Source organism: Variovorax sp. VaC1, assembly GCF_043658315.1.
Taxonomy (GTDB): Bacteria; Pseudomonadota; Gammaproteobacteria; order Burkholderiales; family Burkholderiaceae_C; genus Variovorax.
This window is the reverse complement of the sequence record NZ_JBIGLT010000001.1, coordinates 747,811-771,795: the sequence shown is the minus strand read 5'-3', so window position 1 is coordinate 771,795 and position 23,985 is coordinate 747,811. Positions and strand designations below refer to the sequence as shown.

Annotated in this window: 21 protein-coding genes; 5 read left to right on the top strand and 16 right to left on the bottom strand. The window is 67.0% G+C overall.

Features of this window, described 5'->3' with window-relative positions; all coding sequences use genetic code 11:
* Positions 1-17: 17 nt before the first annotated feature.
* From ACGLHS_RS03760 to ACGLHS_RS03750, 3 genes are read right to left on the bottom strand one after another with little or no spacing between them, the layout of a single operon-like run.
* Positions 18-1,133 (bottom strand): enoyl-CoA hydratase/isomerase family protein, encoded by a 1,116-nt coding sequence (locus ACGLHS_RS03760; RefSeq protein ID WP_394476964.1) that lies wholly within the window; start codon positions 1,131-1,133, stop codon positions 18-20.
* A 28-nt stretch (positions 1,134-1,161) separates the two neighbouring features.
* On the bottom strand, positions 1,162-2,316 hold the full coding sequence (locus ACGLHS_RS03755) for an acyl-CoA dehydrogenase family protein (protein ID WP_394476962.1): 1,155 nt from the start codon (positions 2,314-2,316) through the stop codon (positions 1,162-1,164).
* Between the two features lie 12 nt (positions 2,317-2,328).
* Entirely contained in the window at positions 2,329-3,852 is a 1,524-nt protein-coding gene (locus ACGLHS_RS03750; protein ID WP_394476960.1) for a CoA-acylating methylmalonate-semialdehyde dehydrogenase, read from the bottom strand.
* Between the two features lie 173 nt (positions 3,853-4,025).
* Between ACGLHS_RS03750 and ACGLHS_RS03745 the strand changes: the two genes are divergently transcribed.
* Both ACGLHS_RS03745 and ACGLHS_RS03740 read left to right on the top strand, forming a co-directional pair.
* Positions 4,026-5,006, top strand: coding sequence for a LysR family transcriptional regulator (locus tag ACGLHS_RS03745; protein ID WP_394476958.1), 981 nt, complete (start codon positions 4,026-4,028; stop codon positions 5,004-5,006).
* A 16-nt stretch (positions 5,007-5,022) separates the two neighbouring features.
* Positions 5,023-6,192, top strand: coding sequence for a pyridoxal phosphate-dependent aminotransferase (locus ACGLHS_RS03740; protein WP_394476956.1), 1,170 nt, complete (start codon positions 5,023-5,025; stop codon positions 6,190-6,192).
* Positions 6,193-6,196: 4 nt separating this feature from the next.
* On the opposite strand, the gene ACGLHS_RS03735 is transcribed toward ACGLHS_RS03740, so the two are convergent.
* The 4 genes from ACGLHS_RS03735 to ACGLHS_RS03720 all read right to left on the bottom strand — a co-directional run bounded on the left by ACGLHS_RS03735 (position 6,197) and on the right by ACGLHS_RS03720 (position 10,237).
* Positions 6,197-7,285: a DUF4241 domain-containing protein gene (locus tag ACGLHS_RS03735; protein ID WP_394476954.1), complete on the bottom strand. Its 1,089-nt coding sequence runs from the start codon at positions 7,283-7,285 to the stop codon at positions 6,197-6,199.
* Between the two features lie 16 nt (positions 7,286-7,301).
* Positions 7,302-8,693, bottom strand: a complete 1,392-nt coding sequence (locus ACGLHS_RS03730; protein WP_394476952.1) for a CoA transferase — start codon at positions 8,691-8,693, stop codon at positions 7,302-7,304.
* 100 nt (positions 8,694-8,793) lie between these two features.
* A complete protein-coding gene (locus tag ACGLHS_RS03725) occupies positions 8,794-9,432 on the bottom strand; it encodes a 3-oxoacid CoA-transferase subunit B (RefSeq protein ID WP_093237270.1) in 639 nt (212 codons plus the stop codon).
* A gap of 1 nt (position 9,433) precedes the next feature.
* Complete coding sequence (locus tag ACGLHS_RS03720; protein ID WP_394476949.1) at positions 9,434-10,237, bottom strand: CoA transferase subunit A; 804 nt, start codon at positions 10,235-10,237, stop codon at positions 9,434-9,436.
* Positions 10,238-10,330: 93 nt separating this feature from the next.
* Here ACGLHS_RS03720 and ACGLHS_RS03715 point away from each other — a divergent pair, with 93 nt between their 5' ends.
* Positions 10,331-10,897 carry a LuxR C-terminal-related transcriptional regulator gene (locus ACGLHS_RS03715; protein ID WP_093237268.1) on the top strand — a complete coding sequence of 189 codons (567 nt, stop codon included), beginning with the start codon at positions 10,331-10,333 and terminating at the stop codon, positions 10,895-10,897.
* 324 nt (positions 10,898-11,221) lie between these two features.
* Here the strand turns inward: ACGLHS_RS03715 and ACGLHS_RS03710 are convergent, their stop codons facing one another.
* Positions 11,222-11,827, bottom strand: coding sequence for a GNAT family N-acetyltransferase (locus tag ACGLHS_RS03710; protein WP_394476946.1), 606 nt, complete (start codon positions 11,825-11,827; stop codon positions 11,222-11,224).
* A 56-nt stretch (positions 11,828-11,883) separates the two neighbouring features.
* Here ACGLHS_RS03710 and ACGLHS_RS03705 point away from each other — a divergent pair, with 56 nt between their 5' ends.
* A complete protein-coding gene (locus tag ACGLHS_RS03705; protein WP_394476943.1) occupies positions 11,884-12,030 on the top strand; it encodes a hypothetical protein in 147 nt (48 codons plus the stop codon).
* A gap of 83 nt (positions 12,031-12,113) precedes the next feature.
* Positions 12,114-12,584 carry an ASCH domain-containing protein gene (locus tag ACGLHS_RS03700; protein WP_394476941.1) on the top strand — a complete coding sequence of 157 codons (471 nt, stop codon included), beginning with the start codon at positions 12,114-12,116 and terminating at the stop codon, positions 12,582-12,584.
* An 80-nt stretch (positions 12,585-12,664) separates the two neighbouring features.
* On the opposite strand, the gene ACGLHS_RS03695 is transcribed toward ACGLHS_RS03700, so the two are convergent.
* Genes ACGLHS_RS03695 through ACGLHS_RS03660 form a run of 8 tightly spaced genes read right to left on the bottom strand, consistent with a single transcriptional unit; the run spans position 12,665 to position 23,985 of the window.
* On the bottom strand, positions 12,665-13,444 hold the full coding sequence (locus ACGLHS_RS03695; RefSeq protein WP_394476939.1) for a hypothetical protein: 780 nt from the start codon (positions 13,442-13,444) through the stop codon (positions 12,665-12,667).
* Positions 13,441-14,172, bottom strand: coding sequence for a phospholipase D-like domain-containing protein (locus tag ACGLHS_RS03690; protein WP_394476936.1), 732 nt, complete (start codon positions 14,170-14,172; stop codon positions 13,441-13,443). Before ACGLHS_RS03690 ends, ACGLHS_RS03695 begins: the two co-directional genes overlap by 4 nt.
* A 1-nt stretch (position 14,173) precedes the next feature.
* The gene (locus ACGLHS_RS03685) at positions 14,174-19,432 is read right to left on the bottom strand and encodes a DNA repair ATPase (RefSeq protein WP_394476934.1); all 5,259 of its coding nucleotides are present in this window, start codon (positions 19,430-19,432) and stop codon (positions 14,174-14,176) included.
* A gap of 12 nt (positions 19,433-19,444) precedes the next feature.
* The gene (locus tag ACGLHS_RS03680) at positions 19,445-19,990 is read right to left on the bottom strand and encodes a zf-TFIIB domain-containing protein (protein ID WP_394476932.1); all 546 of its coding nucleotides are present in this window, start codon (positions 19,988-19,990) and stop codon (positions 19,445-19,447) included.
* 13 nt (positions 19,991-20,003) lie between these two features.
* A complete protein-coding gene (locus ACGLHS_RS03675) occupies positions 20,004-22,172 on the bottom strand; it encodes a hypothetical protein (RefSeq protein ID WP_093237261.1) in 2,169 nt (722 codons plus the stop codon).
* 55 nt (positions 22,173-22,227) lie between these two features.
* Positions 22,228-22,878 carry a ubiquinone biosynthesis protein gene (locus ACGLHS_RS03670; RefSeq protein WP_394476930.1) on the bottom strand — a complete coding sequence of 217 codons (651 nt, stop codon included), beginning with the start codon at positions 22,876-22,878 and terminating at the stop codon, positions 22,228-22,230.
* A 34-nt stretch (positions 22,879-22,912) separates the two neighbouring features.
* On the bottom strand, positions 22,913-23,272 hold the full coding sequence (locus ACGLHS_RS03665) for a hypothetical protein (RefSeq protein ID WP_093237259.1): 360 nt from the start codon (positions 23,270-23,272) through the stop codon (positions 22,913-22,915).
* Positions 23,269-23,985, bottom strand: a complete 717-nt coding sequence (locus ACGLHS_RS03660; protein WP_394476927.1) for a PspA/IM30 family protein — start codon at positions 23,983-23,985, stop codon at positions 23,269-23,271. Before ACGLHS_RS03660 ends, ACGLHS_RS03665 begins: the two co-directional genes overlap by 4 nt.

The following is a 23,985-nucleotide window of genomic DNA, read 5'->3' as shown; positions in this document are numbered from 1 at the left end:
GTGTGCGGGGTGAGTTCTCAGACCAGCGATGCCAGTTCGGCCGGCATCTCGCCGCGCGGGCGCAGGTGGTCTTCGATGAATGCGGGCGTGATCTCTTCGAGCGTGGCCGGGCTCCAGCGCGGGTTGCGGTCCTTGTCGACCAGCACCGCGCGGATGCCTTCGGCAAAGTCCTTGTGCGCGCAGAAGCCCAGCGACGCCCAGTATTCGAGGCAGAACACTTCGGCCAGCGACATGCGGTGCACGCGCTGCCACAGCTCGAAGCTCAGAGCTGCCGAGCTGGGCGCGCCCTTGGTGAAGGTCTTGGCGGCGGTCTGCAGCCAGGCGTCTTCGCTCTGCAGCGCGCGCAGGCGCTTGGCGATGTCGAGCAGGTCGTCGCCGGCCATCAGCGCGTTGATGGTGTCGTAGTGCTCACGCACCTTCGACGCCGGCATCTCGGCGCCCTCGCCCGCCTTGGCGAGGATGCGCGACAGCGTGGCCCGATCGGCCTTGCCTTCGCCGGCCCACGCCGTGGAAGCGATGGCCTCGATCACGTCGCCCTTGCGCTCCTGCGGCACCAGCACGTCGGCCAGCCCGCAGAAGATGGTGTCGGCCGCGTTGATGTTGGCGGCCGTGAGCGCCAGGAACAACCCCGTGCGGCCCGGCGTGCGGCGCAAGAACCAGCTGCCCCCCACGTCGGGGTACAGGCCGATGTTGATCTCGGGCATGGCGATGCGGCTTTGCAGCGTCATCACACGGTGCGAGGCGCCGGCCAGCAGGCCCACGCCGCCGCCCATCACGATGCCGTGGCCCCAGCACAGGAAGGGCTTGGGGAAGGTGTGGATCAGGTGGTCCAGCTCGTACTCTTCGCGGAAGAAGTCTTCGGCGTAGGTGTTGCGCGCGGGGCCGCAGTCGAGCAGCGTCTGGTAGAGCTGGCGCAGGTCGCCGCCGGCGCAGAAGGCCTTCTCGCCCGCCGCCTGCAGCAGCACGCCGACGATGCCGGCGTCTTGCGCCCATTCGCGCAGCTTGGGCGTGAGCAGGCGCACCATGTCCACCGACAGTGCATTGAGCGAGGCCGGCGCGTTGAGCGTGGCCACGGCAAAGCGCTGGCCGCCGGCGGTCTTGATTTCGTCGAAGAGAACTACGTTGTCGGTCATTGTTTTTCAGGTCCTGGATGCGGCGGGTTCAGCGGATATCGCTGTCGCCTTCCAGCAATTTTCGCGCAACGATCACGCGCATGATTTCGTTGGTGCCTTCGAGGATCTGGTGCACGCGTGCATCGCGTACCAGCCGCTCCAAGGGGAACTCGCTCAGGTAGCCGTAGCCGCCGTGCAGCTGCAGCGCGTCGTTGCAGACGTTGAAGCCCGCATCGGTTGCGAAGCGCTTGGCCATCGCGCAATAGGTGCTGGCGTCCGCATGGCCCGCATCGAGCTTCGATGCGGCCAGCCGCACCATCTGCCGCGCCGCGACCAACTCGGTCGCCATGTCGGCCAGCTTGAACTGCAGCGCCTGGAAACTCGCGAGCGGCTTGCCGAACTGCTGGCGCTCGTGCAGGTAGCGGCGCGCCGCGTCGAGCGCGCCCTGCGCCGCGCCCACCGAACAGGTCGCGATGTTGATGCGCCCGCCGTCGAGCCCCTTCATGGCAATGCGAAAGCCCTCGCCTTCCTTGCCCAGCAGGTTCTGCGCGGGAACGCGCACGTTGTCGAAATTGATGGTGCGCGTGGGCTGGCTGTTCCAGCCCATCTTGTGCTCCTTCTTGCCGTAGCTGATGCCGGGCGCATCGGCCGGCACTGCGAAGGCCGAGATGCCGCTCGCACCCGCGCCGCCCGTGCGCGCCATCAGCACCAGCACGTCGGTCGAACCGGCGCCCGAGATGAAGGCCTTGCCGCCATTGATGACGTACTCGGCGCCCTGCAGTTCGGCACGCGTCTTGAGCGAGCCCGCATCCGAGCCGGCGCCCGGCTCGGTCAGGCAGTACGAAGCCAGCTTGCGCCCGCTCGTGAGGTCTTCGCCCCACTGCGCCGCCACCGCATCGGTCGCCCAGGTGCCGAGCATCCACGTCGCCATGTTGTGGATCGTGATGAAGGCCGTGGTCGAAGGGTCGACCGCAGCCATCTCCTCGAACACCAGCGCCGCATCGAGCCGCGGCAGGCCGAGGCCGCCGATGCGCTCGGGCGCATACAGCCCGCAGAAGCCCAGCTCGCCAGCCTTGGCGATGGCTTCCTTCGGGAAGATGGCTTCCGCGTCCCACTGCGCCGCATGCGGCGCGAACTCGGCCTGGGCAAAGTCGCGCGCACTCTGCGCGAAGGCGCGCTGCTCTTCGGAAAGTTCGAAGTCCATCCGCCGGACTTCTTACTTGAGGCTGATGGTCGTGTTGACGCCGTGCGAGACGGTGCTGTCGTCGAACCAGCGTGCCGTCACGGTCTTGGTCTGCGTGTAGAACATGATGACCTGCTTGCCGTACGGGCCCAGGTCGCCGAGCTTGGAAGCGCGCGAACCGGTGAACGAGAACATCGGCACCGGCACCGGAATCGGCACGTTGATGCCGACCTGGCCCACGTCGATGTCTTCCTGGAAGCGGCGCGCCGCGGCGCCCGACTGCGTGAAGATCGCCGTGCCGTTGCCGTTCGGGTTGCTGTTGATGAGGTCGATGGCCTCGTCGATGGTCTCGGCATCGGCAATGCACAGCACGGGGCCGAACACTTCCTGTTCGTAGATCGTCATACCGGGCTTCACGCCGGTGAAGATCGTCGGGCCGACAAAGTTGCCCTTCTCGTAGCCGGGCACGGAAGGCTTGCGGCCATCGAGCACCAGCTTGGCACCATCGGCTTCACCGCGTTCGATGAGCCCGTTCACGCGGTCGTAGGCGGCGCACGAAACCAGCGGGCCCACGTCCACGCCCTTTTCAGTGCCCGCGCCGATCTTCAGCGTCTTGGCCTTCTCGATGAGTTCAGGCACCCAATTGCGCGCCTCGCCCACCAGCACCGCCACCGACACGGCCATGCACCGTTGACCGGCAGCACCGAAGCTCGCACCGGCGAGCGCGTTGAGCGTCTGCTCCTTGTTGGCGTCGGGCATCACGATGGCGTGGTTCTTCGCGCCCATCATGCATTGCGCACGCTTGCCGTTCAGCGTGGCGCGGTTGTAGACGTGCGTGCCGACCTTGGTCGAGCCGACGAAGCTGATCGCCTTGATGTCCTTGTGGTCGCAGATGCCGTTGACGATGGCTTCGCCACCATGCACCACGTTCAGCACGCCGGGCGGAATGCCGGCTTCGAGCGCCAGTTCGCACAGGCGCATGGTGACCATCGGGTCTTGCTCGGAGGGCTTGAGCACGAAGGTGTTGCCGGTGACGATGGCCATCGGGAACATCCACAGCGGGATCATCGCGGGGAAGTTGAACGGCGTGATGCCGGCGCACACGCCCAGCGGCTGCAGCAGCGTGTAGGTGTCGACGCCGTTGGCCACGTTGTTGGCCAGTTCGCCGAGCTGCAGGTTGCCGATGTTCGATGCGTGCTCGACCACTTCGAGGCCACGGAACACGTCGCCTTCGGCGTCGGGCAGCGTCTTGCCTTGTTCAGCGGTGAGGATCGCAGCCAGCTCGCCCATGTTCTCGCGAATGAGCTGCTGCAGCTTCAGGAAGATGCGGGCGCGCGTGCCGATGGGCGTCTTGCGCCAAGTCTTGAAGGCTTCCTTGGCCGAGGCCACGGCGGCGTCGAGCTCGGCTTGCGTCGCAAAAGGCACGCGGGCCAGCACCTGCTGCGTGGCCGGGTTGACGACGTCGCGCCATTCGGTGGTCTTGGATTCGACGAGCTTGCCGCCGATCAGGAGCTTGACGGTGGCGACCTGAGTCGAAGGGGTGGTGGTGGCGTCCATGGGGGTTTGTCTCCTGTGAATCTCGGAAAAGCGATGCCGGTTCGAACCGGTGCAGCCCGCATCCTAGCTTTGCAGATTTGCCATGACAATAGACAAATGTGCGCCACGGCTTTGCAAATTTGCAGAGCCCAACGCACAGCCTCGCCGAGTGGCATTTGAAGGAACGCACGCACATGGACTGGGACAACCTGCGCTACTTTCTGGAGCTGGCCCGCTCGGGCACGCTGATGAGCGCGGCACGCCGCCTGGCGGTGGACCACACCACGGTGGCGCGGCGCATCCAGGCCCTGGAAAAGGAGGTCGGCGCGCCGCTCTTCTCGCGCGAGTCGGGCGGCCATCGGCTCACCGAGGCGGGCCGCCGGCTGCAGCCGCAGGTCGAGGCGATGGAAAGCGCCTTCCAGGCCGTGGAAAGCACCGCGCCGGCTTCGCAGGAAGGCCTGTCGGGGCTGGTGCGCATCGGTGCCACCGAAGGCTTCGGCACCATGGTGCTGGCACCGCAGCTCGCGCTGTTCGCGGTGCAGCACCCCAAGCTCACCATCGACCTGCTGGCGATGCCGCGCCTCGTGCACCTGTCGCGGCGCGAGGCCGACATCGTCATCTCGCTCGAACGGCCGGCACGCGGGCCCGTGGTCGTCACCAAGCTCACCGACTACACGCTGCGCCTGTACGCCTCGAAGCAGTACCTGGCCGCGCACAAGCCGATCAAGACGCGCGAAGACCTGCGCGGCCACACCTTCATCAGCTACGTGGACGACCTGCTCTTCAGCAAGGAGTTGCAGTACCTCGACGAACTGCACCGCCCCGACGCCTTCGCGCTGCGCAGCACCAGCGTGCTCGCGCAGCACCGCGCGGTGGTAGCAGGCGCGGGCATCGCGGTGCTGCCGGCCTTCATCGCGGAGCACGACAGCGCGCTGCGGCCGGTGCTCGCGGGGCAGGCGAACTTCACGCGGACCTTCTGGATGTCGATGCCCGCGGAGACCAAGCACCTCGTGCGGATGCAGACGGTGTGGGACTTTCTGCGCCAGACGGCGCAGGCGCACCAGGCGCTGCTGCTCCTGCCGCAGAATGCCGGAAAACCGGAAGAGAAAGACCGCAAGGACGGCGCGGCGCCACGGCCGCCCCGGCCATCCATTCCACGCAAGCAGGCCCTGTAGCAAGCAAGGAGATCGCATGCCACGTCATCGTCCCGCACGGATCGAACACATCGCAGGCATCGGCGTCGACCGCATGAGCGCCATCGCCGACGACGCGGACGGCCCGCCCTTTCTCCGGCTCGAGAACCTCGACGTCGACATTCCGCCCGACCCCGAAGCCATCGCGCGCACGATGCGCGCCGCCTCGGAAGATGCCGACAACAGCTACCTGCCCTTCGTCGGCCAGTCGCGCCTGCGCGACGTGGCGGCGCGGCATGTGTCGGCGCTCTCGGGCGTGGCCTACAGCGGCGTGCGCAACTGCGTGATCTCTGCCGGCGGGCTCTCGGGCATCCTCAACGCGCTGCTCGCCACGGTCGAGGTGGGCGACGAAGTGCTGGTGACCGACCCGACCTACGCCGGCCTGCTCAACCGCATCCGGCTGGCGGGCGGTACGCCGAAGTACGTGCCCTTCGGCTTCAACCCCGGTGGCGAATGGAAGCTCGATCGCGCGGCGCTGCAGGCCGCCGTCGGGCCGCGCGTGCGCGTGATGCTGCTGATGTCGCCATCGATGCCGACGGGCGGCTACTTCGACGAAGACGACTGGCGCGCCATCGCCGCGCTGTGCGTGCAGCACGACCTGACGCTCATCCTCGACACGGCCATGGAGCGGCTGCTGTACGACGGCCGCCAGGTGATTCACCCCGCCGGCCTGCCCGGCATGGCGGAGCGCACGATCACGGTGGGCTCGTCGGCCAAGGAGCTGCGCATGATCGGCTGGCGTGTGGGTTGGACCGTCGCGCCCGAGTCGTACATGCCCGACTTGGTGGCCGTGTCGCTCGCGAACGTGGTGGTGCCGGTGGGCATCGCGCAGGACGCGGTAGCGACAGCGCTCGAACAATCGGCGCACACGCTCGCGCCCTATGTGGGCGAACTGGAACGGCGACGCGACACGGTGCTCGATGAGCTGAAGGGCCTGCCGGTGGGTGTGCCGGCCGGTGGCTGGTCGCTGCTGCTGCGCGCCAGCGACTTCGGCATCGACGGGCAGACACTGTCCGAGCGGCTGCTGAAGGCACGCGTGTGCGCCACCGCGATGCGGGGCTGGGGACAGACGCATGGCGCGCAGTACCTGCGCTTCGTATTTTCCAACGAGCCGGTGGAGCGGCTGCGCGGATTGGGCGAGAAGGTGCGCGCGGCGCTGGGCGCCTGACGGCTCAGGAGAACAGGCGCTTCCAGAGGCTCTTGCCCGGGGTGGGCGCGGGTGACGCGGGTGCGGCGGCAGCCGCTTCTTCCGATGCCTGAAGCAGTTCGATCAGCCCCGGCACGCGCGGCTTCTTGAGCCGGCGCGCGTAGACAAGATAGCTCTCTTCTTCGTCGTCGCCGGTATAGAACAGCGGCGGCATCGGCAGCGACGGCATCGAGCCCAGCAGCATGCGCAGCGCTTCGAGCTGGTTCATGCGAATGGCGCTGGTGATCGCCGTCTCGCCCAGCGACGGAATGATCTCGTTGGCACCTGCCAGGCCCCCGTCGAGCAGCGACCGGATGGCACCCAGGTCGCCGGCAATGGCCGCCGCGCCCAGCGCATCGAGGGCGGCCAGCTTCTCTGGCAACAGGCTGGCCTTGTAGGCATCGCTGCGCTTGTCGTCCTCGTCACGCGCATCGCCGCCGGTCATCGTCATGAAGTCGGTCACCAGCGCCACCGGCTCGCCGGCCGCATCGAGCGCCCAGAAGCTCGGATAGCTGCCGTCGCCCCAGCCCGAACTGAAGATGAGGATGTTGTTCGGAGTCCCGGCGCCTTGAGGGTAGTGGTCGGCCATGTTGGCCGTGCCCAGTTCCTCGGCGAGCACGTCGTCGTAGTAGTTGAAATGAACGGATTTTTCGGATTCGCGCGCCTCGCGCTCGGCCATCGCCTTCGCGGCATCGGCGTCCATGAAACAGCCCACGCCGGCATCGACGGGGTAGCCGAAGAACTCGTCGTCTCCAAGCTCATCCTGCGATTGCCCTTCGAGGAGCGCCGGCTCCCAGCGCAGACCGGCAACCTGCAGGCTGCCTCGTTCACGCAACCAGAGCACCGCCAGCGCGTGGCGGCCCTTGTCGTGCAGCACCTCGACGGGGAACGCGCCGCGCTCGCCCAGGGTGCGCGCGAACGCCTCGCGCTCGGGCTGCACCAGCGGATCGCATGCCACGATCCGGCCGCTGGTGATGTTCAGTACGCCGCAGGGCTGCCGCTCCAGATGACGTGCGCGCAGTGCCTCGTCATCAAGGAAAACGGCTTGGAGGTTGTCGATGTCGAGGTAGGCCATGCGCCCAGTTTCGCACTCATTCCGTGACAGCTGGCCACGCCGCCGCATGGCTGCCCGGAGGCATCGACGGACGCGGCCACCCGGCCGGCGTGCGCGACAGCAGTGCGCTGTGCCGCAATCCGCCAAGTTCGCCAAAGCCCGATGCAGTGGTCTCGATGTAAGGCGCAAGGCTGGGCTTGCCGGTGGAAAGGCCACCCGGCACACGCCCCAGGCCACGCAGCCACTGCCCCGTCTGCGCCAGCGACACCCGCACGTGCCAGCTGCCGCCCTCTTGCTGCTGCCGCCAGAGCGCGGCGGCGGCACCGAAGGCGATGAGCGCGCCGGTGGCTTCGTCGAGGATCTGCATGGGCAGCGGCTTCGGCTTGCCGTCGCCGGCCGCTTCGCCTTCGGCATGGTTGAAGCCCATGGCGGTCTGCACCAGCGAATCGAATCCACGCCGACCGGCCCAGGGCCCTTGCGTGCCGTAGGCGGTGAGCGACACACACACGATGCCCGGCCGTTGCGCCGCCAGTGCCGCCGGCCCGAAGCCCAGCGCCTCGATGCCGCCGGGCCGGTAGCCCTGCACGAAGACATGCGCATCGCCCACGAGCCGCTGCAATGCGGCGCGGCCTTCGTCGGTTTGAAGGTCGACGTGCGCCGACAGCTTGCCCCGGCTCGTGTCGGCGATGGCTTCGATGTTCGGCAGGTTCGGTGAATTGACCAGCAGCACGTCGGCGCCATAAGCGGCCAGCGCACGGCCACCGACCGGCCCCGCGAGGATGCGCGTGAGGTCGAGCACGCGCAGTCCACTCAGCGGCCGTTGGTCTTCGCGCAATGGCGGCAGCGCCATCGGTGGCGCATCGCCGATGCGCTCGATGGTGAAGAGCGGTTGCGCCGCGATGGCCCGGCCCTGCGGCGTGGCGTCCCATTCGTCGAAGCGCCGCAGCGCGGTCGCCACCAGCCCGCGGGCGGAAGCGGCGTCCTCGAAGTCGATCGCGCGCCATCCGGCCATGGCCGCTTCGGCTTCCGCACGCGTGGCGGTGGCCGGGTCGAGCCCCAGCAGGCGCAGCGCACCTGCGCGGTGATGCGCGAAATTCGCGTGCACGCGCACCCAGCCATCCGCGCAGCGGTACAGCCCCGAGAACGTGTCCCATATGTCGGGAACGCGCCCGTCGATGCTGAACCAGCCCATGCACTCCAGCGCCGCGTGCTGCATGTCGACGCCGACCTGCTGGCGCGCGGTGCCGCGCAGATGGCCCAGCTCGCAAGCAGCCAGCGCGGCGGCGGCGATGGTGCTCTGCGCCGCCATGCCCACCGCGAAGGAAGACGGCAGCACCGGGTCGGCACCCGTGAGCCGCGCAAACTGCAAGGCCTCGGCGGGCAGGCCGGCGTGCTGCCAGACGCCTGCAAGCGCATCACTCGAATTCATTGCCTGTGTCCCCAAACGTCATCAGTGATTCAAAGAAAGAATGAAAAAAGCAGGGCGCGCTTTCGCGGCCCTGCCTTTCGTCGTCGTGGTGCCGATCGCCTTACTGGATCAGCTTGGCGCCGGTCTTGGCCTGCAGCGCATCGAAGCTCACGCCGGGCGCGAGTTCGATCACCTTGAGGCCTTCGGGCACCACGTCCATCACGGCCAGGTCGGTGATGATGCGGTCGACCACGCCCACGCCGGTCAGCGGCAGGGTGCACTTCTCGAGGATCTTCAGGTCCTCGGTGCCGTCCTTCTTCTTGGCCACGTGTTCCATCAGCACGATCACGCGCTTCACGCCGGCCACGAGGTCCATGGCGCCGCCCATGCCCTTGACCATCTTGCCGGGGATCATCCAGTTGGCGAGGTCACCCTTGGTGCTGACCTGCATCGCCCCGAGGATCGACAGGTTGATCTTGCCGCCGCGGATCATCGCGAAGCTGTCATGGCTGCCGAAGATGGCGCTGCCGGGCAGCGTGGTCACGGTCTGCTTGCCGGCGTTGATCAGGTCGGCGTCGACCTGGTCTTCGGTCGGGAACGGGCCGATGCCGAGCATGCCGTTTTCGCTTTGCAGCCAGACTTCTTTCGTGCCGGTGTGGTTGGCCACCAGCGTCGGGATGCCGATGCCGAGGTTGACGTAGAAGCCGTCTTCGAGTTCTTGCGCGGCACGGGCCGCCATCTGGTCTTGGGTCCAGGGCATCTCAGGCTCCTTCTTTCTTGTTGACGACCTTGGCGGGCGCTTCGCTGCCGGCAGCGGCGGCCTGGGCGATGGCGGTCTGGGCCTCGACCTTGGCAGCGGCGGCATCGACCGATGCACTCACGGTGCGCTTTTCGATGCGCTTTTCGGGGTTGGCGTTGAGCACGATGCGGTGCACGTAGATGCCCGGCAGGTGGATGTCGTCGGGGGCCAGTTCGCCCACTTCGACGATCTTCTCGACCTCGACGATGCAGATCTTGCCGGCCATGGCAGCGGCCGGGTTGAAGTTGCGTGCCGTCAGGCGAAAGCGCAGGTTGCCCGACTTGTCGGCCACGTCGGCCTTGACCAGCGCCACGTCGGGCACCAGCGAATGTTCCATGACGTAGGTCTCGCCGCCGAACTCGCGCAGCTCCTTGCCCTCGGCCACTTGCGTGCCGACACCGGTCTTGGTGAAGAAGGCGGGAATGCCGGCACCGCCGGCGCGCAGCTTCTCGGCCAGCGTGCCCTGGGGCGTGAATTCGAGGGCCAGTTCGCCTGCCAGGTACTGGCGCTCGAACTCCTTGTTCTCGCCGACGTACGACGCGATCATCTTCTTGATCTGGCGCGTCTCGAGCAGCTTGCCGAGACCGAAGCCGTCGACGCCCGCGTTGTTCGAGATGACAGTGAGGTTCTGCACGTTGGTGTCCTTCAGCGCGTCGATCAGCGCTTCGGGAATGCCGCACAGGCCGAAGCCGCCGACCGCGAGCATCTGCCCGTCGGCGACGACCCCCTTGAGTGCCGCGTCTGCGGAGGGATAAATCTTGTTCACTCGGGCTCCTTGATGGATGAATGGAGAGTGGTGGGAAAGCCTTGAACGATACTACCTACCCGTATACGTAGTATTTCGTAATGGTGACACCCGATGCCCGAGATCGATTACCGGCTGGCTTTTGAACATGCACCCGTCGGCATGGTGGTTTCGAGCAACCGCACCATCGTGGCGTGCAATGTGCGCGTGTGCGAAATTTTCGGCGCAACGCCCTCCGCGCTGGTGGGGCATTCGTTCAGCATCCTCTACCCCAGCGTGGCCGAGTTCGAGCGCATCGGCAAGCGCATGGAACCCTTCTTGAACGCCAGCGGCCACTACGCCGACAACCGCATGATGAAGCGATTGGGCGGCCTGCACGGCGCGCTGGCGGGCGAAACCTTCTGGTGCCACGTCACCGGCCACGCCATGAACCGCGCGGCCCCGCATGAGGCCGGCATCTGGACTTTCGAAGACCTGGGCTCGCGCCGCGCGGTCACGGCGCAGTTGACGCCGCGCGAGCGCGAGGTGGCGGCGCAGGTGATGCGCGGCCTGACCTCGAAGGAGATCGGCAAGGCGTTGGACATCAGCCATCGGACCGTCGAGTTGCATCGGGCGCGGCTGATGCGCAAGTACGCGGCGGCGACGACGGCTGAGCTGGTGCAGAAGTTGATTGCGGGGTAGTTCGGGGGCTGCTGCCGTTCAGGGCGTTGCTGTTCGGGGCGTGTGCGGATGACACCGGGTACTCCCCTCCGCGAATGTCCCCCGGGGCTGCGCCCCTCCTCCTTTATTTCGCTGCGGGGAGCACCCGGTGCCATTCGCACAAGGACGCACTGCTGGTGCGCAGCCGATCAACCAGCGCTCTGACAACGCTCACGCTGGCGGTGTGCTCCCCGCAGCGAAACAAAGGAGGAGGGGCGGTAGCCCGAAGGCCGGGGGACATTCGCGGAGGGGAGCACACCGTCGGCGTGGGCGCCGCCCTGAAAAGCAGCGCCCCTCAACCAAGCCCTACGAGGCCGCCTTGAGCACCATCTCCATCCGGATCATGTCCCGCAGCGGAATGCCGCCCTGCTTCGTCGCCTTCCCCCATCGGCGCACGAAGAAATCGAAGTCCACGCCGATGATGCGAAAGCCGAAGCGCTGGTAGAAGGCCAACTCGCGCAGGCTGCTGTTGCCCGTGCCGACTTCGAGCCGCTGCGCACCCCGTTGCGTGGCAAGCGACTTCGCCTTCTTCAGCATCGCGGTGCCGATGCCCTGCCCCTTGCAGGCATCGGCCACGGCGATGTTCATGATTTCCCAGATGTCGGCGCGGGTTTCCATCAGCACCATCTGCCCGACCACCTCACCGCCCTGCTCGGCCAGCCATTGCTCGCCACGCGCCAAGTACTTCTCGACCTCCGCGCGCGGACCATCGGCGTCGAACAGAAGCGTCCACGGCACGGCGTCGGCGAGGGTGGCTCTGCGAATTTTCAAACCGGTTGCGCCGGTCATACGTGCGTTCTTTTTCATCCCGTCATTCTGAGGTGGGCGCGAAAGTTCCGGGCCGACGCCGCAGGATCGTTGCGAAAACGGAAACGCCGTGTCGTCGAAAGCCCTGCGCCGTGCCGCTGCCACAGGCCTATCTTTGCAGTCATGCGAACAGACGGTTCGCAACCACTCAGGAGTTCGATATGTCCACACCTCTTCATTCCGAAAAGAACCTGCTGCAGCCAGCCATCCTGTCGATGGCGCAGGCCCGTGCACTGGCCACGCACCAGTTGCCCATGACGCTCACGCTCGCGGCGATCATCCTGTCGGTGCTCGGCGTCAAGCCCTGACCCCGGCTTGATACGGTCGGGTGCACAGGCGCACCAGCCTGCCACTTGTGGCAGGCTCGGCGTTCGTCTTCAGGGCACCCGACATGAACATCCCTTCCAGCATCCGCCCCTTCTGGGCACGGTTCCAGGCCGCAGTTGGCACCGACCTTTCGGCCCGCTTCTGCGAAGCCTTCCACTTCGACGACAACGAGGCCGGAGCCACAGAACTTGCCCAGCTCGTGCTGGACGGAAAGAAGCGCGGCACCGCCAGCCTCGAATGGTCCTTTGCAGTGACCGGCAGGCCACGGCCCGAGCCTGGTGACCTGAGCGTGGTGACCGACTGGCAGGGCCAGCCCCTGTGCGTGATCGAGACCCGCGACATCGTGGTCATGCCCTTCGACGAAGTCGGCGAAGACTTCGCGGCCATCGAGGCCGAAGGCGATGGTTCGCTGCGCTATTGGCGCGAAGGCCACTGGGAATACTTCAGCGGCGAATGCGAGCGCATCGGCAAGAAGCCCGACCTGCGCATGCCGGTGCTGTGCGAGCGCTTCGAGGTCATCTACAAGGAAGGCTGAGGCAGACGCCCTTCTTCACCGAGGGCGTCTTGGTTGCGGACCGACGCCCCTGGCAAGAACGCCAGCGGCTTCGCCCGGCGCTACTTCTTCTTCGCTGAAACCGTGAGCCTGCTCGCCGCTGCGGCAACGGGCGCGTCAGGCGCCTTGACCCAACCTCGCAGCAGCACGCCCATGAAGAGGCCGGCCGCAAAGATCGCCCAGTACACCCAGGTCGGCAGGTTCTCCGCACCGCTGTGCAGGTTCATGCCGAAGGCGGCACCAATCGCCATCAACGGAAATGTCAGCGCCGCGATGGTGTTCAGCTTGTGCTGCGCGCGGTTGACTTCCATGGCCGCGCGCGCCTGCGACTCGGCCGCGTGCGCGAGCCTGTAGTCGAGCGACATGCGGGTGTCGGCCAGCAGCAGTTCGAGGCCGCGACCGATCTCGACCGCGCGGTCGCGCAGGTCGGTCACCAATGCATCGCCCGGCACGGCCTCGCGCGCAGCCTGCAGCGTGGCCTGCAGGTTCAGTGCCGCGCGCGACAGCGGGATCAGTGGGCCGAGGATCTGGAACAGCGCCTCCGAAGTCTCGGCCTCTTCGTGCCGGATCTCGAAGGTGCTCAGTGCCGCGCGATAGCTCTCGAGCAGCTTGCCCAACGCCTTCTCACCGGGGTTGTTGCCCTTGTGCAGCCACGTGCCGTCGGGCTTGCGCAGGAACACGGCCGCCTTGCGCTCCGCGCCGGTGCCGGCGGGCGGTTCGTGCAGGATCACCATCAGGTGGCCTTGCTCGTGAATGATGCGTTGCGCGCCGTAGCTGGAGGTGCCCAGCCGCTGCTGCAGCTCGGGCGGCAGCTCCCAGTCGTAGTCGATTCGTCGGGTCATCGCGAGGCCTGCAGTTCTTTCCACAAGGTGTCGAATTCGTCGGCGAAGCGGCGCACGAGCGACGGGTCGTTGCTCAGCACCAGGTTCTCTTCGTTGTAGTCGCTCGCGCTGCGCGTCCAGTTGTAGCTGCCGTTGAGCAGCCGGGCGCCATCGAAGATCGCGAACTTGTGGTGCATGTGCGCATCGGTGCGGTCCACCGCCACCGGAATGCCGGCGGCGCGCAGCTGGCCGATGTCGCTGCCCAGGTCGAACTCCTTGTCGTTGTCCGAGATCACGCGCAGCGACACGCCGCGCCGCTGCGCAGCCAGGATCTCGGCGGTGATGCGGTCGTCCGACAGCGTGAACACGCACAGGTCGATCGCGCGGCGCGCCGCTCTCAGCTGCTGGTTGATCGCCTGCAGGCAGGCGGTGCCGGGGCTGAAGAAGGCCTGCGAGCGCACCGCCACGTTGTCGGGCGAGCGGCCAGTGTCGATCGCGCGCACCACGCCTTCGAGCCACTTGAGCAACGACAGCTGCTCCGGGTCGGCCGTGCGCGCACGCACCAGGTCGAAGGCGCGGTTGCGCAACTGACGCAGGCCGTCTTCGGGCGGCGAAGCCTCGCGCAGGGTATGCACCAGCACGCGGCGCTCGCCGTCGCTCAGGCGGGCATCGGCCATGGTGGCGTCGAGCTGGGCCAGCAGTTCGGGCAGCGCGGCCTGCGGTTCGGCGGATGAAGGCACGGCAGACATGTCAGTGGTCCTTGTCCGGTTTGGGTGCGCGCTTGGGTGTGGCGCGGGCGGCCTGCACCTCGGCGGAGAGCCGCGCCATGTCTTGCGTGATCGAGCGGTCGAGGTCGAGCCGGCGTTCGGTGGCGGTCACCAGCGGCAGGATCAGCTCGCGATAAGTGACGGCGATCTGCAGCATGGCGTCGGCCAGGCGCTGGCTTTCGCTCGGGCCTTCGGGCTCGGGCGGAGGCACTGGCTGGGGTGCGGGCTTGAGCGCATCGACCGCGCGCGCCACGTCGAGCATGCTGCTTGCGATGCGCTGGCTGCCGTCCACGTCGGCCCCGCCGAGCTTGCGCTGGCGCACGAACTCCTCGCAAATGGACTTCCAGCGCGCAGCCTCCTCGGCCGTCGGGCTGCCGAGCAGTTGCGCAAGCCGCAACAGGTTCTCTTCGGCGCCGGTGGTCAGGGTCTGGGCTTCGCCGCGGTAGTGGTCGCGCAGCAGCGCATCGAGCTCGTCGTCGCGCATCAGCGCGGTGATCTTGCCCGCGAGCTTGGTCATGTTGCGATAGCTGCCCTGCAGCTTGAACGGCGGCGCCACGCGGTAAGCCTCTTGCTGCGCGGCCGACTCGATGTACGCGAGGTTGACCTTGAGCAGCAGGTCGCGTGCGCGAAAGAGCCGCTGCAGCAGTGCCTTGATTTCTTCGAGCTCGACCGCGCTGTAGGCATGCGACAGCGCGCTGCTCGGCACCTCGTGGCCCTGCGCCATCTTCACCAGCAGTTGCACGTCCTTCGGGTCGCGCGAGGCCAGCGGCATCAGCGTGGGGTTGGACGTGAGGCTGTTCTCGATGTACGACAGTGCGAATGCGGCTTCGCGGCCCGAGAGCACGTCGCCCAGGTTGTAGATGTCGGCCCGGTTGGCCAGCATGTCCGGGATCTTGAACACGTCGCCCGACTCGGTGTACGGGTTGCCCGCCATCACGACCGCGAAGCGCTTGCCGCGCATGTCGTAGCTGCGCGGCTCGCCGTTCCACACACCCTCGATACGGCGCGTGCCGTCGGCCAGCGCGATGAACTTCTGCAGAAACTCCGGGCTGGTGTGCTGGATGTCGTCCAGGTACAGCATCACGTTGCTGCCCATCGCAAGGCCGAGGTTGAGCTTTTCCAGCTCCTGCCGCGCCGCGCTGTTCGGCGCGTTGGCCGGGTCGATGGCGGTCACGCCATGGCCCAACGCCGGGCAGTTGATGCGCACGAAGATCAGGCCCAGCCGGTCGGCCACGTATTCCATCAGCGTGGTCTTGCCGTAGCCGGGTGGCGAGATCAGCAGCAGCAGGCCCATGCGGTCGGTGCGGCTGCCCTCGCCGGCCGAACCGATCTGCTTGGCGAGGTTGTCGCCAATGATCGGCAGGTACAGCTCGTCGATGAGCTGGTTGCGTACGAAGGTCGACAGCGGCTTGGCCTGGAACTGGCTGAGCTTGAGCCGCACCTTCTCGCGTTCTAGCAGCTCGTGCCGCAGGCTGTGCAGCGCCTCGTAGCCCGGCACCGCATGCGTGGTGTGGAACAAAAAGCGGCGCCAGAAATCGTTGAGGTTCAGGGTCATGCGCCCATCGACCACGCGCGGATGCTCGCCGCGCAGCCCTTCGACGGTGCGATCGAGCGCCACGTTGACGCGGGTGCGCTGCAGCGGCATGGCCAGCACGCTGGCCGCGTCGTCCACCCAGTCGACCGATTGCGGCGCCTGGTGGATGGCATAGGCCCGAACCCAGTCGCGCGCCAGGCGCCAGCGCTCCGGTGGCGGCGCCGCATCGAGGTCGTTCTGCCACGCTTCGCGGCGGCCACCGCGTTCGAGCTCACGCAGCAGCGCGGCCGCCAGGTCCTCGCCGGCACCCGACACGGCCCAGGCTTCGCCACCGCGGGCCCCCGCGAGTTCGCGCGCCAGATAGGCCGCGGCCTGGTCGCACAGCGTCGCCACGCGCCCCTGGTGCGCGTCGCGCTCTTCGTCGCTGGCCGTCTCGGCGAGCGGCAGCAGGTCGGGCAGCACATCGCGCGCGAAGTGATTGAGCGACCGCGCGGTGTCGGCTTCGAGCTGCACCAGCGCATCGCGCCGACCGAACAACGCGTTCATCTGCATCGCGGCACGCGCGCGCCGCAGCAGCGACTCGCGGTGCGCGACCAGGTGGCCGTGTTGCCAGTACAGCAGGGCCAGCGCACGCTCGGTCGGCCCCCAGGCCAGCAGGCCGGCCTGGTCTTGCATGGCCACGAGCGCAGCCAGCAGGCGCAGCGCGTCGTCGTCATGAATCCCCTTCTGGTAGCCCTCCTGATAACGCGCGGCGGCAAAGCGGCGAACCATCTCCAGCAACTGCGGATGCAGCGGGTCTTCGGCCAGCAGCGTCAGCACTTCGGGCCAGCTGCGCTCGGCCTTGCCGTCGAGTAATGCCTCCAGCAAGCGGCCTGCCAGGTACTCGGCGCGCGACAGCTCGGCGGTCTCAGACACCAGCGACTGGTTCCAGTAGCGCTGCAGCGGCAGCAGGCGGGGTTCATCGACCGGGCTCAGGTAGTCGGTGCCGGTCACCTGGTAGGCCATGCCCTCGTCGCGGGCCACCAGCGTCAGGTCGATGGGCTGGCGGTGCACGGTGAAGGCATGCCGGCCCAGGCGCAGCGTGTCGCCGCCGTCGCTCACCAGCTCGCGCTTGTCGCGCACCGAACGCAGGGCCTGGTCGCGTGCGGTCTTCAGGCGCGTGTCAAGTTCGTCGGCCTGCACGGCGGCACCGAGCGTGCGCAGGTCGGCGATCAGCGTGTGCAGCTTGCCGATCATCGGATCGGCTGCGAAATAGCTGTGAACCTGGCTCAGCTCACCGAACTGCGCCGCGCGGCGCGGAATGCCGTCGAGGATGCGGCCAGCCGCGTTGACCACGCCCTGCGCACGGCGCTGCTGGCCTTCGACCAGGCTCTGGCGTCGCGCAGACAGCGCCTCGTACACGGTCTCGCGCTTCTGGGCAATGTCGGCCAGGAAGTCTTCCTGCTCGGCGAAGCGGCCTTCGATTTCTTCCAGCTGCGCCAGCAGGCGCGTGAGTGCGTCGTCGCACTTCTCGGGCGTGTCGGCGAACTCCAGCGCATTCTCGACGGCCTGGCTGAAAAGCTTGAACTGCGCGCCGAACTCGGCCCGCGCTTCTGTCGCCCCCAGCGACTTGCGCCGCGCGCGCGCATCGGCACGCATGCGGTTGATGTCGGCGTAGATCAGCGAGATGCGGTCGAGGATGGACGTGCGGATCACCGCATCGCCGCCCGGCAGGCTGCCGAGCTGCTCGGTCAGCAGGTCGAGGCCGGCGGCCTGCTCGTCGAGCGTCGCGAGCATCTGGCCCAGGGCCGGCGAGGTCGCCAGGTTGGGCAGCTCGAGGGCCAGCTTGTCGAGCGCCTGCCGCTGGCCATTGAAGGCCGTGTCGGCGGCCAGGAACTGCATCGCGCGTTCACCGATGCGCTGCTGCTCGGTCTGCAGCGCCGCGTCCATGGCGGCGATGCGCGGCAGGTCGGCGTAGCGCAGCTCCTTGAGCATCTGCAGCGCGCCACGTCGTTCGCGCAGCCGCGCCAATGCCTTCACGAAGTCGTCGGGTGCGCGCCAGATCGTGCTGGCGATGTCGACCAGCAGCGCGTGCTGCTCGTCTTCGGCACGCTGCAGCGCACGCGCGGTTTCGCGGCGGATGGTGTCGACTTTCTCGAACTCGGCCAGCGTGCTGCGCGCCACGTCGGCAATGCTGCGCAGCTCGGCCATGAGGCCGGCGGCTTCGGGCGCGTCGAGCCAGAAGTAGGCGTCGCTCACGCGGGTGCACTGGCGGATCAGGTCTTCGTAGGCGGCGCGCGTGGGCGCCTGCTCGCGCACCGCACGGGCAATGCCCATCAGGTCGGACACGCCGCGCACCAGCTCGGCATTGCCGATCTTGCCGAAGAAGCCGGTGGCGGGCGGTTGCGCGCTCACATACTCTTCGCTGGCAAAAGGCGTCTGCCAGAGCTGCATCGGGTGCACGCGCGACGGCTCGCCGTCGTTGTCGTGGAACACCAGGATGCGGCCGTCGGCAAAGCGCGCATAGCCGTTGGCGATGATCGGCGTCGCGAGCTTCTTGTCGATCAGGTTGTAGTTGAAGATCGCATAGCGCCCCGGCTTCGGGTCGTAGAAGATGTACGCCACGTCTTCGCCGTTGGGCGAGCGCAGCATGCGCTTGAAGCGCAGGTTCTCGACCGTCTCGGCCGGCAGGTCGAAGCGCTTGTGCTCGCCCGACTGCAGGTAGTAGCCACCCGGAAAAATGATGCCGTGGTCTTCAGGCAGCTGCACGCACGAGCCGCCGATGGCGTCGATGCGCTCGACCTGCTGCGTGCGGATGTTGAACACCAGGTAGCGTGTGACCTGCTCGCGGTAGGGCTTCACGCGCAGCAGGATCAGCATGCCCAGCTTGGCCCATGCGATCTCGGCGTCGGTCAGCGACTGGCTCTTGTCTTCCACCGGCTCGCTGTAGATGCCCAGCCCGGTTTCGGTGTTGTTCTCGATCTTGACGGTGAGGTCGCCGCCCAGCGTTTCGACGAACACCGTGTCGAGCACGTTCACATGCGGGTGCTTGCCGCCCACATGGTCTTCGCGCGTGGCAACGGTCCACTCGAAGTCGTGGCTCGCGGGCAAGGCGATGTCGCGCTCGCCGCGGTTGTCGATGTAGTTGATGCCGCCGTCGCGCTCGATGGCCCAGCGGAACACGCGCACGTCGTGCAGCTGCTGGCCGATCTGGAAAGCGGCGAGCAGCTTGTCTTGCGTCACGCGCAGCTGCAGCAGCGTGGCCTGCTTGTAGTAGGCGTACAGCTCGCGGAAGTCGGACGCAAAGCGCGTGTCTTCGAGGAAGCTGCCCGCCAGCTGCACGGGCTGCAGCTCGTCGCTGTCCGCGCCCTGGCCGGCCTCGCCGGGCGACACCAGACGGTACAGGCCGAACACGTCGCCGACCGTCGTTTCCTTGCGCAGGCCGATGAAGACGTTGTAGCCGAACAGCAGCAGGTCGCCGATGCGCACCAGGTCGCGCGCCACGGCGTTGTTCTCGGTGCGTGCGCGGGTGCGCAGAATCAGCGACTGGTCGGACCGACCGAACTCGGCCAGCCGCTGTTCATTGAGCCCCTGCGTCTTCTTCAGCAGGCCCTCGCCCTGGGTTTCGAGCCGCTTCTTCAGCAGGTCGTAGCTGCCGCTGCCGGACACCAGGGCCTCGGTCTGGGCTTCTGCGCCGGCCGGCGCGCCCGTTTCTTCCGTTGGTTGCATAGATCGGCGCGGTCAGTCCGCGCGCAGCAGTGCGAGCAATTCGTCGCGGTGAGGCTGGGTGTCGAGCCAGGCGCGGATGCGATCCAGCTCGTCGATGCATTCATTGCCGTAGCGGCGGCGCAGCGCGGCCAGGCGCACCTCGCGCACTTCCTCGGTCTGCAGGCGGCGTTGCCATCCGTCGGACAGCAGCTCGTCAAGCCGCCCGGCCAGGCCGCGGCTGACGATGGCGCGCCATTCGCCCGGATCGAACCACAGGTTCTGGCAGGCCACGCAGCGGTCGATGCGAAAGTCGGGGCCGGCGCTGACGCGCAGGCGCTGCATGAGGCGGTCGCATGCGGGGCAGTGCCGCACGGCCGTGGCGTCGAACACCTCGATCACTTCGTCTTCGACGGCATGCGGCACGCGGGTCGCGTCGGCCGCCTTCCAGGCGCGCCAGTCATCCATGGCCATCACCATGCCGCCGCAGTCGGCGCAGTGCACGGCAAGCAATGCCTCGGCCAGCGCCACGGGCTGCATCGCCGTGTGCGCGGAGCAGCTGCACTTCAGGTTCGGGTTCATCGCGCGCCCCGCGTCAGTTGCGGAAGGAGGAGATCAGGTTCTGCAGAGCCGACTTCTGGCTTTCGCTGCCGTCGCTGGCGATCTTGCTCATCAGCGAAGCCACGCTGAGGTTCTGGATCTCGCCGGACGAATTGCCGAGCGCACCGACGATGTCGCGCAGGTCTTTCACCACGTCGCGGTCGCCCGAGAGCTGGTCCTTGAAGGCCACCTGCAGCGCGTTGCTCTTGGAGATGACGCCGTCGATGCCCTTGCCCACGGAGAGCGAGCGCACGAAGCTGTCGAAGTAGTCGCCCTGCCCGCCCACGATATCGATCTTGGCGTTGGAAAGCGCGGTGCCCAGCACCTCGGCCTGCTCCTTGGCGATGGACGTTTGTGCGTCGATGCCCTTCATGGTTTCGATGTGCGACTTCTCGAGGCGCATGCGGAACTCTTCGTGGTCGCGCGTCTCGGGGCTCATCGCCTTCATGGCTTCGAACTTTTCGTGCAGGCCCTTGGCCTCGGCGTTGAAGCGGGCTTCGATCACCTGCGCGTCGGCCTGGCCCGACTTCAGCGTGGCTTCGGCGTCGGCCGTGCGCACGCTCACCTCGGCAAGGCCCAGCTTCTCCTTGCCCGATGCCTCGGCATCGAACTTGGCGCGCATGCCGGCGGCTTCGGCCTGCGAGCGGGCCTCGATCACCTGTGCATCGGCCTGGCCGGCCTTGAGAATGGCGTCGGCATCGGCGGAACGGATGTGCACTTCGGCCAGGCCGAGCTTTTCCTTGCCCGAGGCTTCGGCCTCGAAGCTGGCGAGCCGGGCCTGCGCCGTGGCAACTTCCACCTTGGCGGCGGCAAGGCCCGGTGCGGCGGAGATCGCTTCCACGCCCTCGGCTTCGCGCTTCTTCGATTCGGCGTCGCGCTCGGCCACCTTGAGCTTGGCGTCGGCCAGCGTGAGTTCTTCGGCGGCCTTGTGGCGCGCGCGCTTTTCCTGGGTTTCGGCCGCCTTGACGTCGATCACCATCTTCTCTTCGGCCTGGCCCTCGGCCATGATCACGACCGACTTCTTGGTGCGTTCAGCCTCGGCCACCACGCGCAGTTCCTTGATGGCTTCTTCCTGCTCGGCCACCGTACGCTCGACCACGATGCGCTCGCGGATCACGTCGGCAATCGCCTTCTTCTGCACTTCGACGGCCTTGTCCTTCTCGATGCGCTGCAGCGTCACTTCTTTCTCGCGGTCGACGATCTCCAGGTCGCGGGCACGCGTGACCTTTTCTTCTTCGATGGCCACCGCGCGCTTGCGGTTGTTCTCGGCCACTTCCTTTTCGCGCTGCACGTTTTCCTGCTGCACCGACACGGTCTGCTCGGACAGCAGGCGCGCGGTTTCGGACTTGGTGCGCTCTTCGGACTGAATCCGAAGGGTCTCGGCTTCCTCGCGGGCACGCACGCTGGCAATTTCACGGTGCTGGCGCGAGGTGGCGTCGGCCTGCTGGCGCTCGAGTTCGAGCAGCGCCTCCTGCGTCTCGACGTTCTTCTTCTTGATCTGCATTTCCTCGTTGCGGCGCAGCTCGTTGGTGCGCACGTGCTCAACCGCCGTCAGCTCGGTGATCTTCTTGATGCCCTGCGCATCGAGGATGTTGTTGGCGTCAAGCTCGGACAGCGGCGTCTGCTCCAGGAAGTCGATGGCTGCGTCTTCGAGCACATAGCCTGAGAGGTCGTTGCCGATCTGGCTGATGATCTGGTCGCGGAAGCCGTCGCGCGCCTGGTAAAGGTCGACGAACTCCATCGACTTGCCGACCGTCTTGAGCGCTTCGGAGAACTTGGCCGAGAACAGCTCTTCGAGCGTCTCGTGGTTCGAAGCCCGTGCGCAACCGATGCCCTGCGCCACCTTCAGCACGTCGTCGGCCGTCTTGTTGACGCGCACGAAGAACTTCACCTTGATGTCCGCGCGGATGTTGTCGCGGCAGATCAGGCCCTCATTGCCCGAGCGGTCGATCTCGATGGTCTTGACCGAGATGTCCATCAGCTCGGCCTTGTGGATGATGGGGTAGACCATCCGCCCGGTGAAGGTCACCTCGGGCTCGGCGCGCAACGTGTTCACGATGAGTGCGTGGCCCTGCTCGATCTTGCGATAGAACTTGGCGAACATCGCAAACAGGCCGAGCAGGACGACGGCCAGTATGACGACGGCAAAGAGGATGGGCTCCATTTTTTCTCCAGAATTGCTTTGAGAGCGAAAGAACAGTTGATGGGGTGCAGCGCGGTCAGACGGTGTCGTCGTGCGGCGCGATCAGGTAGCGTCCGGCCACCTCGTCGTATTCGATGATCAGCGCCTGCGAGCCGCGCTTGAGCGTGTTGGGCACTGGGGCCCACACGCGGATGTTCAGGCTGGCGCCGCGGCGGGCCACCTCGGCGCGGCCGTCCTTCTCGTTCACCACGCCAGTGACGACGCGGCACATCTGGCCCACCAGCGCCGCGTTGGTCACGGCCGTGTGGCTCACGAACAGGCCGCGCAGCGGACGGATGGCCACGGCGGTGACGGGAATGGCAATGACGCCACTGGCCACCAGCAGCACGGTGCCGGCCAGCAGCTTGAGCGGCATCGTCGGCACCAGCGGCAACAGCCATTCGCCGCCGAGGCAGCACACCGTCCACGAGACCAGCACCAGCAGGCTCACGGCCACCGAGAACGGCACGCCGTTCAGGCCGAACGCCACCACGTAGCTGGCGATGTGGCCGATGTCGCTGCTGTCGCCATCGGCGTGCGTGTGGACGTGCACGTCGAAGTCGATGCCGCTGTGCTCGATGTCTACCATGCCGAGCACCGCAAGCACCCAGTAGATCACCACGACGCCCAGCAATACCGTGTAGATCGCGGTGGGGTAACCCGTCACCGCTCCCATGAAATCGCCCATTGATCCTCCCGCGTACGGGTTGTTGTTCGTTGTTCTATCTGCGGCCCGGCTTCCCTGTGCCGGTACCTTTCTTTCCACTGCTGGCGAATGCGATCAGGTCGCGCGTGGCCCTCTCCTTGATGGCCAGGCGATCTTCAGGTGCAAGACCGTAGCGCGCCGCCAGAAACTCATAGTCTGCCGCATTGAGCGACACGGTCAGCCGGGGCCGCTTGGGCTTGGACGTGGTTGCGAGGCCGAGCACCTGCCGGATCTGGTCGGACGTGGACACATGCTGCTCGAAAGCCGCTGTGCGCACTGCTTCCAGCACGGCCTCTTCCACGTCGAACGCGACCTGCACGGCGCGTATCGCCTCGTCCGAGCCTTGCCAGCGAACCGGCTTGACCCGCACGGTCATTGCGAGGCCGGGCCCGAGGTGTTGCTGGCCTGACGGGCGCGAATGCGCTCCATCACCTTGCCGGCGCGATCGGCTTCGGTGCCGATGCCCGCGGCCGCGAGCTTCTTTTCAAGCGCGCTGTGGCCGAATTCGTTCTCGAGCGCCTGACTCGCCGTCATGCGGTCGGCCAGGTCTTCGTGGCGCTGGCGGATGCGCTCCAGCGATTCGCGGGCATTGGCCAGCCGCGAACCGCCGCTGCCGATGTTCTCGGAGATCGACTGCGTCGCGCGGTAGACGCTCTCGGTGGTCTTGGCGATGCCGATCTCGCGCTCGTGCTCGCGGATGCGCGCTTCGGCCGACTTGATCAGCTCCTTGAGGCGCGACACCTGCAGCGCATACGACGCATGGGCCTTGGCCTGCTCTTCGAGCTCCTGCTCGAGCGCACCGACCTTGGCCGCCACGTCGAGCGCCAGGCCTTCCTGCGTCTTGTTGAGCGCTTCGAGCGCAAGGCCTTCGTAGCGCGTGGCTTCGTTCTTCAGGCGCTCGATCTCGCGGGCCGATTGCATCTCCCTGGCCATCACGCCCGTGAGGTCGCCCTTGGCCTTCTCGATGCTGTGCTTGGCGTCGATGATTTCCTGTTCGTAGATGCGCGTGGCGTTGCTGTCGACCACGCTCTCGCCGATTTCGCGCGCGCTGCCGCGCAGCAAGGTGACCAGCTTCTTGATGACTGTCAT

What these genes read in the sequence shown, in the direction of transcription:
- ACGLHS_RS03660 (WP_394476927.1), bottom strand. Translation starts at nt 23,985, where the DNA reads ATGACAGTCATCAAGAAGCTGGTCACCTTGCTGCGCGGCAGCGCGCGC.
- ACGLHS_RS03730 (WP_394476952.1), bottom strand. Translation starts at nt 8,693, where the DNA reads ATGAATTCGAGTGATGCGCTTGCAGGCGTCTGGCAGCACGCCGGCCTG.
- ACGLHS_RS03745 (WP_394476958.1), top strand. Translation starts at nt 4,026, where the DNA reads ATGGACTGGGACAACCTGCGCTACTTTCTGGAGCTGGCCCGCTCGGGC.
- ACGLHS_RS03675 (WP_093237261.1), bottom strand. Translation starts at nt 22,172, where the DNA reads ATGGAGCCCATCCTCTTTGCCGTCGTCATACTGGCCGTCGTCCTGCTC.
- ACGLHS_RS03690 (WP_394476936.1), bottom strand. Translation starts at nt 14,172, where the DNA reads ATGTCTGCCGTGCCTTCATCCGCCGAACCGCAGGCCGCGCTGCCCGAA.
- ACGLHS_RS03735 (WP_394476954.1), bottom strand. Translation starts at nt 7,285, where the DNA reads ATGGCCTACCTCGACATCGACAACCTCCAAGCCGTTTTCCTTGATGAC.
- ACGLHS_RS03695 (WP_394476939.1), bottom strand. Translation starts at nt 13,444, where the DNA reads ATGACCCGACGAATCGACTACGACTGGGAGCTGCCGCCCGAGCTGCAG.
- ACGLHS_RS03740 (WP_394476956.1), top strand. Translation starts at nt 5,023, where the DNA reads ATGCCACGTCATCGTCCCGCACGGATCGAACACATCGCAGGCATCGGC.
- ACGLHS_RS03725 (WP_093237270.1), bottom strand. Translation starts at nt 9,432, where the DNA reads ATGCCCTGGACCCAAGACCAGATGGCGGCCCGTGCCGCGCAAGAACTC.
- ACGLHS_RS03705 (WP_394476943.1), top strand. Translation starts at nt 11,884, where the DNA reads ATGTCCACACCTCTTCATTCCGAAAAGAACCTGCTGCAGCCAGCCATC.
- ACGLHS_RS03670 (WP_394476930.1), bottom strand. Translation starts at nt 22,878, where the DNA reads ATGGGCGATTTCATGGGAGCGGTGACGGGTTACCCCACCGCGATCTAC.
- ACGLHS_RS03760 (WP_394476964.1), bottom strand. Translation starts at nt 1,133, where the DNA reads ATGACCGACAACGTAGTTCTCTTCGACGAAATCAAGACCGCCGGCGGC.
- ACGLHS_RS03700 (WP_394476941.1), top strand. Translation starts at nt 12,114, where the DNA reads ATGAACATCCCTTCCAGCATCCGCCCCTTCTGGGCACGGTTCCAGGCC.
- ACGLHS_RS03680 (WP_394476932.1), bottom strand. Translation starts at nt 19,990, where the DNA reads ATGAACCCGAACCTGAAGTGCAGCTGCTCCGCGCACACGGCGATGCAG.
- ACGLHS_RS03665 (WP_093237259.1), bottom strand. Translation starts at nt 23,272, where the DNA reads ATGACCGTGCGGGTCAAGCCGGTTCGCTGGCAAGGCTCGGACGAGGCG.
- ACGLHS_RS03750 (WP_394476960.1), bottom strand. Translation starts at nt 3,852, where the DNA reads ATGGACGCCACCACCACCCCTTCGACTCAGGTCGCCACCGTCAAGCTC.
- ACGLHS_RS03755 (WP_394476962.1), bottom strand. Translation starts at nt 2,316, where the DNA reads ATGGACTTCGAACTTTCCGAAGAGCAGCGCGCCTTCGCGCAGAGTGCG.
- ACGLHS_RS03715 (WP_093237268.1), top strand. Translation starts at nt 10,331, where the DNA reads ATGCCCGAGATCGATTACCGGCTGGCTTTTGAACATGCACCCGTCGGC.
- ACGLHS_RS03685 (WP_394476934.1), bottom strand. Translation starts at nt 19,432, where the DNA reads ATGCAACCAACGGAAGAAACGGGCGCGCCGGCCGGCGCAGAAGCCCAG.